Origin of the sequence: Micromonospora sp. RTGN7 (assembly GCF_033804645.1) — a bacterium.
Lineage (GTDB): Bacteria > Actinomycetota > Actinomycetes > Mycobacteriales > Micromonosporaceae > Micromonospora.
Genome location: NZ_JAPZLF010000008.1, coordinates 12,346 through 27,133, shown reverse-complemented (window position 1 = coordinate 27,133; position 14,788 = coordinate 12,346). Strand labels below are relative to the sequence as shown.

Annotated in this window: 16 protein-coding genes; 11 read left to right on the top strand and 5 right to left on the bottom strand. The window is 73.7% G+C overall.

All coding sequences use genetic code 11. From position 1 onward, the window contains the following. Nucleotides 1-17: 17 nt before the first annotated feature. The 4 genes from SNR22_RS13665 to SNR22_RS13650 form a co-directional block, all read right to left on the bottom strand. Nucleotides 18-494 carry a hypothetical protein gene (locus SNR22_RS13665; RefSeq protein WP_320066927.1) on the bottom strand — a complete coding sequence of 159 codons (477 nt, stop codon included), beginning with the start codon at nucleotides 492-494 and terminating at the stop codon, nucleotides 18-20. Continuing rightward, complete coding sequence (locus SNR22_RS13660) at nucleotides 491-1,309, bottom strand: DUF692 family multinuclear iron-containing protein (RefSeq protein ID WP_320066926.1); 819 nt, start codon at nucleotides 1,307-1,309, stop codon at nucleotides 491-493. Before SNR22_RS13660 ends, SNR22_RS13665 begins: the two co-directional genes overlap by 4 nt. Next, complete coding sequence (locus tag SNR22_RS13655) at nucleotides 1,306-2,232, bottom strand: TIGR04222 domain-containing membrane protein (RefSeq protein ID WP_320066925.1); 927 nt, start codon at nucleotides 2,230-2,232, stop codon at nucleotides 1,306-1,308. Before SNR22_RS13655 ends, SNR22_RS13660 begins: the two co-directional genes overlap by 4 nt. Before the next feature lie 117 nt (nucleotides 2,233-2,349). Next, a complete protein-coding gene (locus SNR22_RS13650; protein WP_320066924.1) occupies nucleotides 2,350-2,922 on the bottom strand; it encodes a TetR/AcrR family transcriptional regulator in 573 nt (190 codons plus the stop codon). A 149-nt stretch (nucleotides 2,923-3,071) separates the two neighbouring features. Between SNR22_RS13650 and SNR22_RS13645 the strand changes: the two genes are divergently transcribed. The 3 genes from SNR22_RS13645 (at nucleotide 3,072) to SNR22_RS13635 (ending at nucleotide 5,826) form a co-directional block, all read left to right on the top strand. After that, nucleotides 3,072-3,983 (top strand): carbon-nitrogen hydrolase family protein, encoded by a 912-nt coding sequence (locus tag SNR22_RS13645; protein ID WP_320066923.1) that lies wholly within the window; start codon nucleotides 3,072-3,074, stop codon nucleotides 3,981-3,983. A 64-nt stretch (nucleotides 3,984-4,047) separates the two neighbouring features. Next, nucleotides 4,048-4,692, top strand: a complete 645-nt coding sequence (locus SNR22_RS13640) for an HAD family hydrolase (protein ID WP_320066922.1) — start codon at nucleotides 4,048-4,050, stop codon at nucleotides 4,690-4,692. 192 nt (nucleotides 4,693-4,884) lie between these two features. Beyond that, the gene (locus SNR22_RS13635; RefSeq protein WP_320066921.1) at nucleotides 4,885-5,826 is read left to right on the top strand and encodes a serine protein kinase RIO; all 942 of its coding nucleotides are present in this window, start codon (nucleotides 4,885-4,887) and stop codon (nucleotides 5,824-5,826) included. A 48-nt stretch (nucleotides 5,827-5,874) separates the two neighbouring features. On the opposite strand, the gene SNR22_RS13630 is transcribed toward SNR22_RS13635, so the two are convergent. Then, nucleotides 5,875-6,120, bottom strand: a complete 246-nt coding sequence (locus SNR22_RS13630) for a DUF2630 family protein (RefSeq protein WP_320066920.1) — start codon at nucleotides 6,118-6,120, stop codon at nucleotides 5,875-5,877. Nucleotides 6,121-6,225: 105 nt separating this feature from the next. On the opposite strand from SNR22_RS13630, the gene SNR22_RS13625 reads away from it, so the two are divergent. The 8 genes from SNR22_RS13625 to SNR22_RS13590 all read left to right on the top strand — a co-directional run bounded on the left by SNR22_RS13625 (nucleotide 6,226) and on the right by SNR22_RS13590 (nucleotide 14,730). Then, nucleotides 6,226-6,477 carry a hypothetical protein gene (locus tag SNR22_RS13625; RefSeq protein ID WP_320066919.1) on the top strand — a complete coding sequence of 84 codons (252 nt, stop codon included), beginning with the start codon at nucleotides 6,226-6,228 and terminating at the stop codon, nucleotides 6,475-6,477. An 84-nt stretch (nucleotides 6,478-6,561) separates the two neighbouring features. Further along, on the top strand, nucleotides 6,562-7,947 hold the full coding sequence (locus tag SNR22_RS13620; protein ID WP_320066918.1) for a cytochrome P450: 1,386 nt from the start codon (nucleotides 6,562-6,564) through the stop codon (nucleotides 7,945-7,947). Beyond that, nucleotides 7,944-8,855: a terpene synthase family protein gene (locus tag SNR22_RS13615; RefSeq protein ID WP_320066917.1), complete on the top strand. Its 912-nt coding sequence runs from the start codon at nucleotides 7,944-7,946 to the stop codon at nucleotides 8,853-8,855. Before SNR22_RS13620 ends, SNR22_RS13615 begins: the two co-directional genes overlap by 4 nt. Then, entirely contained in the window at nucleotides 8,852-10,579 is a 1,728-nt protein-coding gene (locus tag SNR22_RS13610; protein WP_320066916.1) for a prenyltransferase/squalene oxidase repeat-containing protein, read from the top strand. Before SNR22_RS13615 ends, SNR22_RS13610 begins: the two co-directional genes overlap by 4 nt. Before the next feature lie 97 nt (nucleotides 10,580-10,676). After that, nucleotides 10,677-13,238: a nitrate- and nitrite sensing domain-containing protein gene (locus SNR22_RS13605; RefSeq protein WP_413775629.1), complete on the top strand. Its 2,562-nt coding sequence runs from the start codon at nucleotides 10,677-10,679 to the stop codon at nucleotides 13,236-13,238. A gap of 88 nt (nucleotides 13,239-13,326) precedes the next feature. Next, nucleotides 13,327-13,749 (top strand): roadblock/LC7 domain-containing protein, encoded by a 423-nt coding sequence (locus SNR22_RS13600; RefSeq protein WP_320066914.1) that lies wholly within the window; start codon nucleotides 13,327-13,329, stop codon nucleotides 13,747-13,749. A gap of 5 nt (nucleotides 13,750-13,754) precedes the next feature. Continuing rightward, nucleotides 13,755-14,147 carry a DUF742 domain-containing protein gene (locus SNR22_RS13595; protein ID WP_320066913.1) on the top strand — a complete coding sequence of 131 codons (393 nt, stop codon included), beginning with the start codon at nucleotides 13,755-13,757 and terminating at the stop codon, nucleotides 14,145-14,147. Continuing rightward, complete coding sequence (locus tag SNR22_RS13590; RefSeq protein WP_320066912.1) at nucleotides 14,128-14,730, top strand: ATP/GTP-binding protein; 603 nt, start codon at nucleotides 14,128-14,130, stop codon at nucleotides 14,728-14,730. Before SNR22_RS13595 ends, SNR22_RS13590 begins: the two co-directional genes overlap by 20 nt. Nucleotides 14,731-14,788 lie beyond the last annotated feature (58 nt).

Below are 14,788 nucleotides of genomic sequence, written 5' to 3'. Positions count from 1 at the left end.
GTAGGCGATTCAGGCGGCTACCGGCGGGCCGGGCGCAGCAGGCGTACCCGGCCGGCGAGCTGCACCGCGATGGCACCGCCGGTACGGGCCAGGGCCGGCAGCCGGCGCGGCCGGGGCGCCGCGGCCCCGTCGTAGCGGGCGGCGGCCTCCCGGGCGGCCAGTTCCTCCGCGCCCAGCGGGGGCAGCTCGCCCCGTTCGCGCAGCTCTCGGGCCAGGTCCCAGCCGTCGCGCAGGGAGCCGTTGGTGGGTCGACCCGCAGCCCACCGGGCGAATGTGGCCGGCCAGTCCGGGGCGAGGCCGGCGGCGAGCAGCGGCCAGTGCCGGGCCACGTCGCCGGCCCGCTTGCGCAGCAGGGCGCGGCGGGTGGCGTCGACCGGGGCCGGGGCGAACCCGGACGGAAGCGGCCCCCCGGCGACCAGCGTCGCCACCAGCTCAGCCTGCCGGGCGGCCAGGTCGCCGGCGCCCGCCGGGCCCGATGGCGGGGTGGCGCTCACGTCACCACCGGATACCCGGACGCGCCGGCGATCGCGTCCAACTCGGCGCGCAGCTCCGGCGCGGGCGGCCAGTGGCCGTCGCGCTCCAGCAGCAGGGCCGGCGGGCGATGGCGGGCGCACAGCTCGCCGATCAGGTCGAGCACGGCCGGTGGCACCGGATCGGTGTGCGTGTCGTGGTAGAACCCGCCCTGCTCGGCACCCCCGGCGACGTGCACGTAGGACACCCGGTCCAGTGGCAGCCGGTCCAGCAGGTCGAGCGGGTCGGTGCCCCGGTTACGGGCGTTGGCGTGCACGTTGGCGATGTCCAGCAGCAGCGTCGCGCCGGTGGCGTCCAGGATCTCGGTGAGGAAGTCCGCCTCGTCCAGTTCGTCGTCGGGCCAGTCGAACAGCGCCGCGATCGGCTCCAGCGCGATCGGCACCGGCAGCTCGGCCTGCACCCGGCGTACGTTGGCGACCACCACGGCGACGGCCTCCCGGCTGCGTGGCAGCGGCAGCAGATGCCCGGCCTCCAGACCGCCCGCCCGAACGAACGCGATGTGCTCACTGACCAGCGGTGCCCCGACCAGTTCGGCCACCCGCGCCAGGTGGGCCACCCGGGTCGGGTCGACCGGCTCCGCGCCGCCGAGGGAGAGCCGCACCCCGTGCGGTACGACCGCGACGCCCCGCTCGACCAGCTCGGCGAGCCCGGCCGGCGGCGGCCCGTGCGGGGCGACCGCCTCGGCCACCACCTCGACGAACCGTAGCCCGGGCAGCTCGGCGACGAAACCGGCGATCTCCGGCCGCCAGCCGATGCCGACGCCCGCCGGGGCGGTCATCCCCCGCACCCGCCACCGCCGCCGCACCCGCCGCCACCGCACCCGCTGCCACCGCCGTCCGAGCCGCCACCGCCGTCCGAGCCGCCCCCGCTGCACCCGCCGACCGAGGAGTTGCCGCTGCCGGAGAGCGCCTGCCGCTGGATCTGGGCCTGCTCGGCGAAGCCGGGGTCCATCGCCCAGAGCGAGGCGGTGCCGAAGAGGGCGACTCCCATGGCCGCGCCGGCCGCGCCGTAGGTGGCGAACGCCGGGGACGAGGTCGGGGCGAGGTGGACGTGGCGCCGGCGTAGGTCGCGCAGCGCGGCGGTCGCGGCCCGGGTCCGCCACGGCACCCGGGCCAACAGCACGGCCGCGATGACGACGGGAACCAGGGCGAGGCTCAGGAAACCGACCGGCCGGTTGTTGGAGAGCCCGGCGAAGATCCGGAAGACGCCGAGCAGGGCGAGCGCGAGCAGCAGGACCGACCCTTTGCGGGCGGCGCTGCGCCGCTCCGGGGTGAGCGCCAGGCCCTGCCGCTGGAGGCTCTGGCGCAGCTGTTCGAGGGCCCGCAGCACCCAGTCGTCGCGGCCCAGCTCGCGGGCGTACAGGTTGCGCTTGGCGGCGTGGTAGACCGCGTGGTCCAGCGGGGTGGAACCGGCCGGCAGGGGGCCGCCGGTCGCCAGCCGCCGGTCGGGCCGCACACCGACGACGCCGGTGCCGCGCAGGCCGCCCAGCGCGGTCCAGATCGCGAGTTCGTCGCCGCCGTTGAGGAAGGCCACCTGCTGCGGGCCGAGCTGGCCGACGTCGGTGATCGGTGGCCCGGCGAGCAGGCTGCGGCGGTGCACGATCGAGCCGACGACGACCATGAGGGCGGCCAGCAGGTAGAGCCGGAGGAAGGTGGGGCCGGCGATGCCCCAGGTGTCGCCGGATGCCGCGAGGACGGTCATGCTCCTACTCCTGTCGGCGAGGGGACGGCGGGCCTCCATTGTGGTGGAGGTCCGCCACGTCCGTATGGCCCGCAGGGCGAGTTACCGGACCGAGACTCGACGGGCCGGGCGCGCTCGTCAGCGGCGGCGCACGGCCTCCTCGACCAGGTCGAGTACCGGCCCCAGGTCGCCGGCCGGGCGGCCCATCGCCAGGTGCAGCACCAGGCCGTCGTAGGCGAGTTCGAGGAACTGGGCCAGCACGTCGATCGGCACGTCCTCGCGGAGCACGCCGGCCTCCCGCTGCCGAACCAACCGCTCCCGGGTGGCCTCGGCGATGGCTGCGGAGCGCTCGGCCCAGCGGCGGGCGAATGCCGGGTCGGTGCGCAGCCGCCGGGAGACCTCCAACTGACTGCCCAGCCAGCCGGTGGTGTCGGGCGAGACGGCCCGGGCCAGCAGGTCCCGCATCACCTGGACCAGGCCGTGGCGGGCGACCGTCGCCACCATGGCCGCCGCGTCGTCCTCGGCCACGGCCAGGAAGAGCGAGTCCTTGTCTCGGAAGTGGTGGAAGATGGCGCCCCGGGACAATCCGGTCGCCTCCTCGAGCCGCCGGACCGTGGCACCCTCGTACCCGTGTCGGGCGAAACACGCCCGGGCGGCCGAGAGAATCTCCTGCCTGCGGGCGTCGAGCTGGTCCTGACTTACTCTGGGCACAGCACGATCGTGTCAGGTACCCGGATGCTCTGCAAACCGTACGTACGGCTTGCAGGGCGACGACGGTACGGCGTTCGCAGTGATCACGGTCGGTGCCGGCGGTGCCGCGAGCGGTGTTGGGCGGCTGGCGGGCCGGTTACGATCGCCCGGTGACGCCCCTTGCCACTGTCGCCACTCCTGCCCCCGCTGCCACTCCCACCCCCGCTGCCACCCCCGATACCCCTGCCGCGTCGCTGATCGTGGCGGCCGTCCAGGCGGATCCCGTGCCCGGCGACGTCGCCGGCAACGTGCTCGCCGCCGCCCGCCTCACCCGCCGAGGCGTCGACGAGGGCGCACGGCTGCTGGTGCTGCCGGAACTGTTCCTGCCCGCGTACCACCTGCCGACGCTGGCCGCCGACCCGGCCGGCACCGATCTCGCGGCGGCCGGGGACGGCACCGTGGACGACGCCCGCCTTGACCCGCTGCGCGCCGCCGCCCGCGACGGCGCAGCGGTCGTGGTGGTCGGGGCGGCGCTCCGGCACCCGGACGGTCGGCGGACCATCTCCGCCCTGGTCGTCGACCGCGCCGGCGTGGCCCACGCGGCGTACGACAAGCAGCAGCTCTGGGACGACGAGCGCGAGCTGTTCCAGCCCGGCCAGCGTGGGGCGACCCTGCTGGTCGACGACTGGCGGTTCGGCCTCGGCATCTGCTACGACGGCTGCTTCCCCGAGCACGCCCGGGCCGCCGCCGCCGACGGGGCACACGGCTACCTCTGCCCGAGCGGCTACCTCGTCGGCTCCGCGCACCGGCGGGACCTCTACTACGCGGCCCGGGCGCTGGACAACACCATGTTCGTCGTATTCGCCAACGTCGTCGACGGCGCGGACCCGTGGCGGTTCAACGGCGGCGCGGCGGTCTACGACCCAGAGGGCCGACCGCTGGCCCGCGGCGCGGACACCGGCGAGGACGTGCTGGTGGCCGTCCTGGACCCGGCGGTGCTCGCGGACACCCGGGCGGAGCACTCCATGCTGGCCGACCGCCCCGCCGATTCCGGGGCGAGCCGTGCGTCGCTGCGCGGCTGACTCCGCCCAGGTCCGCGCCGGCCGGCTCTGTCGGCCGGCGGTCCGTCTCCCTTAAGGTTCCCGAGTGCCGTTGCTCCTGCTGGACTTGGACAACACTCTGCTCGACCGGGCCGGGCCGTTCCGTGCCTGGGGCGAGCGCTTCCTGGCCGATGTCGGCGCCCAGGGCGCCGACATCGACTGGCTGCTCTCGATGGACGCCGACGGGCTGGCCGACCGCTGGGACGTGGCGGACGCGATCCGCGACCGGTACGGGCTGCTCATCTCCTCGCTCGACCTGGTCGAGGAGTTGTACGAGGGAGTGCTGGCCAACACTCGGCTCGACCCGCTGGTGGCCTGCGCGCTACGGATCGCCGACAACGCAGGCTGGATGCCGGTGGTGATCAGCAACGGCATCCTGCGCCAGGAGGACGCGAAGATCCGCCGCACCGGCCTGGACCGCTACGTCGCCGACTGGGTGATCTCCGAGGAGGCCGGGATCGGCAAGCCCGATGCGCGGATCTTCGCGCTGGCCGCCCAGCGGGTCCGGATGCCGTTGCACGGGGCGTGGGTGGTGGGGGACGGCCCGGAGGCGGACGTCGGCGGGGCCGCGGCGGCGGGCCTGCCCAGCGTCTGGCTGCACCGGGGTCGGGCCTGGACCGATTCCCGGTTCGCCCCGACGCGCACCGCCGACGGCCTGATCGCGGCCGTCGCCACGGTGCTCGCGGCCTGAACCCCCACCCGTCACCGTCCAGCTCCCCGGGCGGTAAATGGGTTGCGGCACCGGGCCGGGCCGGCAGAGCATGATGCCGCGCGAGTGCGTAACCGGGCGTTCCCGGTCGAGGAAAAGGAGGTCGGTCATGGCCGTTTTCGCAGGGCGTTGCCACCTGCCTTCACCAGCCTCGATCAAAGGATCACCAGCACAGTGCGTGACGACGACTTTCCGGCGCGCGAGCGCCGGACCCGCGGCAAGGGCCGCTTCGGCGGCGACGAACCACAGTTCCTGAAGCGTGGCCGGCCCGCCAGGCTGGTCCTGACCGATCCGGATCCCGACCGCGACCCGGGCGACGCCAACGGCGACGCCTGGTCCAGCTGGGGCCGGGCCGTCCACGGCCCCGAGCCGTACCCCGCCTGGCTGGTCACCGAGTTGGCCGCCCGGGACACCGAGCTCGGCGTGCTCAAGACCGGCAAGGAGGCCGACGTCCACCTGGTCCGCCGGGGGGTGCCGGAGACTGACCGGTCCTGCCTGCTGGCGGTCAAGCGCTACCGGGACGACCAGCACCGGCTGTTCCACCGCGACGCCGGATACCTGGAGGGCCGGCGGGTGCGCCGCTCCCGGGAGAACCGGGCGATGGCCGGGCGGTCCGCCTTCGGCCAGCAGATGATCGCCGGGCAGTGGGCCGCCGCCGAGTTCGCCGCCCTGTCCCGGCTCTGGGAGATCGGCGCGGCGCACGGCCGGATCGCCGTGCCGTACCCGGTGCAGTTGCTCGGCACCGAGCTGATGCTGGAGTTCGTGGGTGACCCGGACGAGGGGCTGGCCGCGCCCCGGCTGGCCCAGTGCCGACCCGAGCCGGCCGAGCTGCTCTCCCTGTGGGAGCAGTTGGTCGACGCCCTGGTGGTGCTGGCCCGGGCCGGCCACGCCCACGGAGACCTGTCCCCGTACAACCTGCTGGTGCACTCCGGGCGGCTGGTGATGATCGACCTGCCGCAGGTGGTCGACGTGGTGGCCAACCCGCAGGGCCCGGAGTTCCTGGCCCGGGACGTCCGGGTGGTGGCGGCCTGGTTCACGGCGCGTGGCCTGCCGGTCGACCGGGCCGATCCGCAGGCCCTGACCGGGATGCTGCTGCGCGAGGCGGGCATCCGCTGAACCGGCGCGTCGGGGGGCGGGCGGGCTGCGGCCCGTCCCCGACGCCGGCTATTGCAGGTAACGCTCCACCGCAGGCCTGGGGCGTTCGCCCTGGGCGTCGGGGTCGCCGTGGGTCTCACGCGCGGCCCGCCGCCGACGCAGCAGGTCCCAGCACTGGTCCAGGGACTCCTCCAGCGTGCGCAGCCGGTCCCCTTCGTCCTCGGTGCCGGACTCGTGGGCCTGTGCGGTCGAGCGGAGTCGGTGCTCCTCGTCGACCAGCTCGGAGATCCGGTTCAGGATGGCCTTGTCGTCCATGCCCCTGAGCCTGGCACAGCGGCCCGGCACGCGTCGGGTTCTCCCGTGGGCCGGGCCGGCGGAAAGCGTCGGGCGCGCCGGCCGACTCCGGTACGTTGCGACGCCATGACGCCCACCGTCCGGCCGTTCGCCGACGCCGTCGCCGCGGTCGAGGTGCTCCGGGCGGCCGGTTTACGCCACGCCGTCACCGACAACGACGCGACGTCCGGGCTCAACGCCGAGTTCGATTACCGGCCGGCCGGCCGCCAGTGGCGCCACCGGCGGGATCTTCGCTGGTGGGAGACCCAGAGAAAATCCCTTGTGGAATTTACAAATTTCGTTCGCGAAATTTCCTCCGCTTGCCTCTGGAGAAGTTGACCTGCTCAATGGCATGCTCGGGCTGACCGTGACTTTGCACAGTCGTCCCGCGACGCACTGTCGATAAGGGGAGCTCAACCGCCTGTGGTAACCCCACCCATCGCCCAGACCCGCCCCCGCCGAGCGAAAACCGTTCCGCTGTGGCACGTGCTGCCGGCCCTCGCCCGAGACCCCGCCCGGGCCCTGATCGGCTTCGGCCAACAGGCCGACGGCGAGGTCGTCCGGCTCAACCTCGGCTCGTTCCGGCCCTACCTGGTGACCGATCCCGTCCACGTGCAGCAGGTGCTCGGGGATCGGGCCGACAACTTCGGCCGCGCCGGCGACGGCCCGTTCTGGGGGCCGCTGCGCCGGTTCTTCGGCGACGGCATCCTCAGCGACGGTCCGGTGTGGTCCGACAGCCGGCGCGTTCTCCAGCCGATCTTCACCGCCCGGCGGGTCGAGGCGATGCTGGGCGGGATCGCCGAGACGATCGCCGACGCGGTCGCCGAGTTGGACGCCCCCGCCCGGGCCGGCCGGCCGGTGGACATCGGTGCCGAGCAAACCCGGATCATCTGCCAGGCGATCATGAAGGCGTTCTTCGCGGACCGCATTTCGGTGGCCGACGCGCTGCGCATCATCGAGGCCCAGGAGTCGATCGCCACCTCGGTCATCCCCCGGGTGCTGGTGCCGTACGTCCCGCTGGCGCTGCCCATGCCGGGCGACCGAACGTTCCGCAACGCCGTCCGACGCATCGACGAGGTGCTGGTGCCCATCGTCCGGTCGGCCCGGGCCACGGCCGCCCAGGGCGACGACGTCATCTCGACCCTGTGGCGGGGCACCACCCGGGACGGGCGGCCGACCGACGAGCGGCAGGTCCGCAACGACACCGTCGCGATGGTCGCGGTGAGCACCGAGACGACCGTCAACGTGCTGACCTGGCTCTGGCCGCACCTGGAACGCTCGCCTGCGGTCGCCGCCCGGCTCCAGGAGGAAATCGACGAGGTGGTGGGCGCCGGCCCGGTCGGCCCGCAACACCTGCCGAGGCTGGGCTACACCCGGATGGTGCTCGACGAGCTGATCCGACTCTACCCGGTGGGCTGGCTGGTGCCCCGGCAGGTCATCCGGCCGGTCACCCTCGGCGAGGTGGAGCTGGAAGCCGGGGCAACGGTGCTAATCAGCCCGCTGATCACCCAGCGCCTGCCCCGCTACTGGGACCAGCCCGAGGTCTTCGACCCCGACCGGTTCACCCCGGAGCGGGTCCGCTCCCGGCACCGGTACGCGTTCTTCCCCTTCGGCGGCGGTCCGCACCAGTGCCTGGGGATGCACCTGTTCTATCTGGAGGCCCAACTGGTCGTGGCCAACCTGCTGAGCCGCTACCGGATGCGGGTGCGCCGCCCTGAGATACCCGCCCTGCAACTCGCCGCCGCGCTGCGCCCCCGGGACCGGGTGGAGCTGGACCTGCGCCTCGCCCACGAGGTGGCCGTCGCATGAACGTCTCCACCCGCCCCTCGGTGCTGCCCGACCAGATGTCCGCCGCCGCCGAACAGGGCCGGATCTGCGCGCTCGCCGCGAAGGGGCAGCGGGACCTGCAACGGCAGGCCGCCCGCTACCCCGACCTCTTCACCGGCCCACCCTTCGACGGCGCGCTCCTGGGCAACATCGCGATGGCCATCGCGTTCGGGGCGCCCTGGTGCACGCCCGAGCAGTTGCGGCTGACGAACCGGGCGGTGCTGTGGGGGTTCGCCCTGGACTGGCAGGTCGACTACCTGGCGAAGACCCGGGCGGACGTGGACCGCGTCGTCGCCGGCGCCCTCGCGGTCGCCGACGGCGCCGCGCCGGACGCCGACGACCCGCTCGGCCGCCTGCTCGCCGAGCTCCGCGACGAACTTGCCGGCGTGGCGGCCTTCGCCGAGCTGGGCGAGGCGTGGCGGGCGGCGGTACGCCGGACGGTGACCGCGATGGCCCGCGAGTGGGACTGGAAGACCGCCCGGGAACGGCACGATGCACCCCTGCCCGGCCTCCCCGAATACCTCGACAACGCCGACAACCTCGCCTGCACCGTGGTCAACGTGACGCACTGGATCTGGACCGGTGACGCCGAGACCCACCGGCATCTCGACCGGCTCGTCACGGTCAGCGACGAGGTGCAGCGGGTGCTGCGGCTGGTCAACGACCTGGCCACCCACGAGCGTGACCTCGAATGGGGCGACCTCAACGCCCTGCTGCTCGTCGCCGACCGGGCCGAGGTCGACCAGCGCATCGTCGAGCTGGTCGAGCGGTGCACCGAACTGCTCGCCCCGCTGGCCGGCACCTGCTCGCTCCAGGCGGCGTACCTGGCCCGACAGATCGGCTTCAGTAGTGGCTTCTACCGCTCGACGGACTTCTGGGGGCAGCGGTGACGGCCGTCCGCCAGCGGGTCGTCGGCGACGGCGGGTCGGCCGGTTGCGTCCCCCGGTCGCCGCGGGCCACCGGCGTCGTCCAGCGGCCCCGGCGTGACCCGGAGTCCGCAGCCGACGCCCGCGAGCTGGTCGCCGCGATGACCCTCACCCCCTCGGGGCAGTCCTCCGCGTCGGTCTACGAGACCGCCCGCCTGGTCACCCTCGCGCCGTGGCTGACCCACCACGCCGAGCGGATCGGGCACCTGCTCGCCACCCAGGGCCCGGACGGCGCATGGGGCGGGCCGCAAGGGTATGCCCTGGTGCCCACCCTGAGCGCCACCGAGGCGCTGCTGACCGCCCTGCGCCGGGGCGACGCCGTCCGGCCGGGCGAGGCCCGCGCCGCCGAGCGCCTGGTCGGTGCCGTCGACGCCGGACTGCGCTTCCTGCACGCCCGGCTCACCGCCCCGACCGGCCCGGCGTTGCCCGACCTGCCGGCCACCGACCTGACCGTCCCGGCGCTGGTCGGCTCGCTCAACGCGCACCTCGACGCGCTGCGCGTCGACCCGCTGCCCGGCCTGACGCCGTGGCTCGGGGCACGCGCGCTGCCACTGCCGGCCGGGATGGACGGCACCCGACTGGACCGGGTCCGCGCGCTGCTCGCCGCCGGCCGGCCGCTGCCCGAGAAGCTGCTGCACGCCCTGGAGGTCGCCGGTCCGGCCGCCCACCGCGCCGTCGGGGTGCGTCCGGTGGGGCCGGGCACCGTCGGGGCCTCCCCGGCGGCCACCGCAGCCTGGCTCGGCAAGCCCGATTCCGGGGTGGGAGCCGCCGAAGCGGTCGCCTACCTGGAGGAGGTGGCCCGCCGGCATGGCGGGCCGGTGCCCTGCGCCACCGGGATCACCGTCTTCGAGCGGGCCTGGGCGCTGAGCACCATGAGCCGGGCCGGTATGGCGCTGCCCGTCCCGCCCCGGCTGCTGGCCGGCCTGGTGGCGACGGTCGGGCCCGCCGGCACGCCGACCGCCCCGGGCCTGCCGCCCGACGCCGACACCACTGCGGTGACCCTGTACGCGCTGGCCCGGCTCGGCCGTTCGGTCACCCCGGAGAGCCTCTGGGGCTACGACACCGGCGAGCACTTCTGCACCTGGCAGGGGGAGGACGGGGCCTCGGTCACCACCAACGCCCACGTGCTCGACGCGTTCGGCTGGCACCGGACCTACCGCGCGCCGTCCGACGCCCGGCTCGCCGAGGTGGTGCGGCGGCTCACCGGTTGGCTTATCGACCGGCAGCGACCCGACGGGCGATGGTCCGACCGCTGGCACGCCTCGCCGTACTACGCCACGAGCTGCGCGACGCTCGCCCTGACCGGCTACGGCCCGGGGCCGGGCGCCGCGCAGGCGGTGGCTCGGGCGGCCGGCTGGGTGCTGGCCGGGCAGCGCGCCGACGGCTCCTGGGGCCGGTGGGGCGGCACGGTCGAGGAGACCGCGTACGCCGTGCAGACCCTCTGCGCCGCCGGGCCCGCCGCGCCGGCCGGTGTGCGCCCGGCGCTCGGTCGCGCCCGGCGCTACCTGGCCACCATGGAGGGACGCGACGGCGAGCCCGCCCTCTGGCACGACAAGGACCTGTACCGACCGGATGTGATCGTCCGCGCGGCGGTTTGTGCCGCCCGCCACCTAGTCCGCGCCCGTTTTGGGGGTGACGTCACCGAGGAGGCCGCGATCCGGACAACCCCCCTGATCAGTGTCGCTTGAGTGAACAATCCGACGCTGCTAGCGTGCGCCCGTGGTCGACGGTGTACCGGCCACATGCGCTCCGGCACCCTATCGAACACCCGGCCAGGACGGTGTGATGCGTTCCCGCAGTACGAATCTCCGTACCAAAATCGTCGCTTTGCTGGCGTCGCTCGTCGCGCTCTGGGCCTTCGCCGCGTGGGTGACGATTCGGGATGGCTACAACCTTCTCGGGGTGCAGAAGCTCAACGAGTCGGTCTCCGAGCCGAGCGAGAAGCTGGTGCATCAGCTCCAGCGGGAACGCAAGGTGTCGCTGGCCTATCTCGGCCGGCCGGACGAGGCCCGGCGCGACGCGCTCAGCGCGGAACGCCGCAGCACCGACGAGATGGCGGCGACACTGCGCAGCTCCGCCAGCGAATGGCGCACCGACCTGGCCGCCAGCGACACCCTCAACCGGCGCATCGATGTGGTGTATGCCCAGCTCGACCGGTTGAGGCAGATTCGCTCCGAGGTGGACGTCCGCAGCGTGGACCGGGCGAGCACCTTCGCCGCGTACGACGCGGTGGTGGGCTCCGTCTTCAACGTCTTCACCGCCCTTGGCCTGCTCGACGACGAGCAGGTCGCCGAGGACACCACCGCGTTGATCGAGCTCAACCGCGCCCGTGAGTTGCTCGCTCAGGAGGATTCCCTGATCACCGGCGTGCTCGCGGCCGGTCGGGTGACCACGGCGGAGCGGACCCAGATCGCCCAGCTCATCGGCGCGCAGCGGTTCGCCGCCGACCTCGCGGTGAGCCGGCTGCCCGACGCCGACCGCAAGCGCTACGACGCCCTGGTGGGCAGCGAGGCGTTCGAGAAGCTGCGCGCCCTGGAGGACGGCATTCTCCAGAATCGGGCCAGCGACCCCCGGCCGGGCTTCCAGCCCGCCGAGTGGGAGCAGGCCGTGACGCCAGCGCTGGCCCGGTGGAACGAGGTGGTCTCCGCCGGGGGCGATGACTTGTTGGATCGGGCCCTCCCGATCGGGATCATGGTGATCGTCCGGCTGGTGCTCGCCACCGGCCTGGGCCTGCTCGCCGTCGTCGGTGCGATCGTCGTGTCGATCACCACCGCCCGCGGGCTGCTGCAGCAACTGGAGCGGCTGCGCGAGGCGGCCTTCACGCTCGCCAACGACCAGCTGCCCAGCGTGGTGGAGCGGTTGGGTCACGGCGAGGAGGTGGACGTCGCCACCGAGGCTCCACCGCTCGAGTTCGGCGACGACGAGGTCGGCCAAGTGGGCAAGGCGTTCAACGCGGTCCAGGAGACCGCGCTGCGCACCGCCGTCGAGCAGGCGGAGCTGCGCCGCAGCGTCCGCGAGGTCTTCCTCAGCCTGGCCCGGCGCACCCAGGCCCTGGTGCACCGCCAGCTCACCCTGCTCGACGCGATGGAACGGCGCGAGCACGACGCCGAGGAGCTGGAGGACCTGTTCCGGGTCGACCACCTTGCCACCCGGATGCGGCGCAACGCCGAGAACCTGATCGTGCTCTCCGGCTCCACCCCGGGTCGGGCCTGGCGACGCAACGTCCCGATGGTCGACGTGGTGCGCGGCGCGGTCGCCGAGGTGGAGGACTACACCCGGGTCAACGTGCTGCCGCTGGGCGAGGTGTCGCTGGCTGGTCGGGCCGTCGGTGACGTCATCCACCTGCTGGCCGAGCTGATCGAGAACGGCCTGTCGTTCTCGCCCCCGCACACCAGCGTCGAGGTCCGCGGCCAGCGGGTGGCCAACGGCTTCGTCATCGAGGTCGAGGACCGTGGCCTCGGGATGAGCGAGGAGGACCTCGCCGCCGCCAACCACCGGATCGTGGACCGTTCTGAGCTGAACCTGGCCGACGCCGCCCGGCTCGGCCTGTACGTGGTCAGTCGGCTCACCGAACGGCACGGCGTCCGGGTGCAGCTCAAGGAGTCGGCGTACGGGGGCACCACCGCGGTCGTGCTGATCCCGACGGAACTGGTCGCTGACGCGGGCGGAGCGGACACCCCGCGTAGTCCGGGTGCCCCGACGGCCCCCGCTCCGCTCGTCCCGGTCGCGGTGGCCCCGCCGACCGCCGGCCAGCCGACCGCCGCGCTGTCCGCGCCGGTCGCGTTGGCGGAACTCCGGGCGGCCCCCGCCGCGCCGGCACCGACCCCGGACTCCGGTGCGAGCGACGGCGTGTCGGCCCTGCCGACCAGGGGCCGCCCCCGTTCGGTCCCGAACGCACCGATCGGGGATGGCACCGGGCTGCCGGTACGCCCTCGCCGCCCGGCCGGGCAGTCTGCGCTGGAGGCGCCGACGGTGCCGAGCGGGTTCCCGGTGGCCGCGCCCCGACCGACCGCGCAGGAGACCGTTGCGGCCGACGCGCCGGCTTCGGACGCGCCGGCCGGTCCGACGCCGGTGGCGTCGCCGGTACCGGTCCAGCGGACCGGTACCGGGCTGCCCGTGCGGGTACGGCAGGCCAACATTGTGCCCGAGTTGCGCGACGAGGCGGCGGCACAGCAGGCGGACCACGACGAGGACGCCATCCGGCCGCCGGAGCAGGTTCGCCGGATGATGAGCTCCTACCAGACCGGCACCAAGCGTGGCCGCACCGACGCGGCCCGGTTGCTCGACGGTGCCGACGGGACGGAGACCGGCGACGGGACTGACATCGGCGAGCACGAGGCGACCTGAGAGGTGGCGCGGAGGAACCCGCGGCCATGGCGGGACGGCAGGTCCCAGACGACAACGGCGACACCAGCCGGGAAGAAGAGGGCGACGAGTGGGGCAGAAGACGGCATCGAGTGCCGACCTGACGTGGTTGCTGGATGATCTGGTCGGCCGGGTGAAGCAGGCCGAGCACGCTGTCGCGCTCTCCACAGACGGCCTGCTGATGGCGTCGTCGCGGGGGCTGTGCCAGGACGACGGCGAGCACCTTGCGGCGATGGCGGCCGGGATCCAGAGCCTGGCCCGGGGCGCGGGGAAGCGGTTCGGCGGCGGGCAGGTCCAGCAGACCATCATCGAGATGCAGTCGTCGTTCCTCTTCGTCACAGCGGCTGGACGCAACGCCTGTCTCGCGGTGCTGGCCTCCGAGGATGCTGACGTCGGCCTCATCGCGTATGAGATGGCCATGTTGGTCACCCGGGTGGGCAAGTACGTGGCCTCCCCGACCCGGCTCATCGAGCAGCCGGTCGGCGAGAAGTAGCCGCGATGACGGTCGCAGGGGAGTCCGCGGAGGAACAGTGGGTCGACGACCACGCCGGCCCGGTGGTCCGCCCGTACGCGGTGACGCGTGGCCGGGCCCGGCCCGTCACCGGCACCGGCACGTTCGACCTGATCTCCCTGGTGACGGCCACCCGCGTGGAGGCGTCACCGGAGGTCGGGCTTGGCCCTGAGCACCTGGCGATCGTCGCGCTCTGCCAGCGGATCCAGTCCGTCGCCGAGGTCGCCGCCCACCTGGACCTGCCGGTGGGCACCATCAGGGTCCTCCTCGGCGACCTGGTGGCGCGCGAACTGGTCGAGGTGCGCGAGCCGCGGGTCACCGCGGGACTTCCCGACGACAGTATTTTCGAGGCGGTTATCAATGGACTACGGGCACTCTGAGCGGCCGGCGGGAGCCGTGCCGCTGCCCACCGCGATCAAGATCCTGATCGCGGGCGGTTTCGGCGTCGGCAAGACCACCATGGTCGGCGCCGTCAGCGAGACCCGGCCGCTGCGGACCGAGGAGGTGCTGACCGAGACGGGGATCGGGATCGACGACCTCTCCGGGGTGGAGGGCAAGACCACCACCACCGTGGCGATGGACTTCGGCCGGATCAGCATCGGCGACGACCTGGTGCTCTACCTGTTCGGCACACCCGGGCAGGATCGCTTCTGGTTCGTCTGGGACGAGTTGGCGCTCGGCGCGCTCGGCGCGGTGGTGCTCGCCGACACCCGCCGACTCGCCGACTGCTTCCCCTCGATCGACTACTTCGAGGGGCGGGGCACCCCGTTCGTGGTGGCGGTGAACTGCTTCGATGACGCCCGTAAGTACCGGCTCGACGAGGTGCAGGCTGCGCTCAACCTCGACCCGGGGGTGCCGGTGCTGCTCTGCGACGCCCGGCAGCGGGAGTCGAGCAAGGAGGTGCTCATCACGCTGATGGAGCACGCCATGAAGATTCGCAGCGCCCGCTCCAACAACAGCTGACCGAACGCTCGAGGGGCCCCCTGCGTGGCAGGGGGCCCCTCGTCGTCCGGGTGTTGCG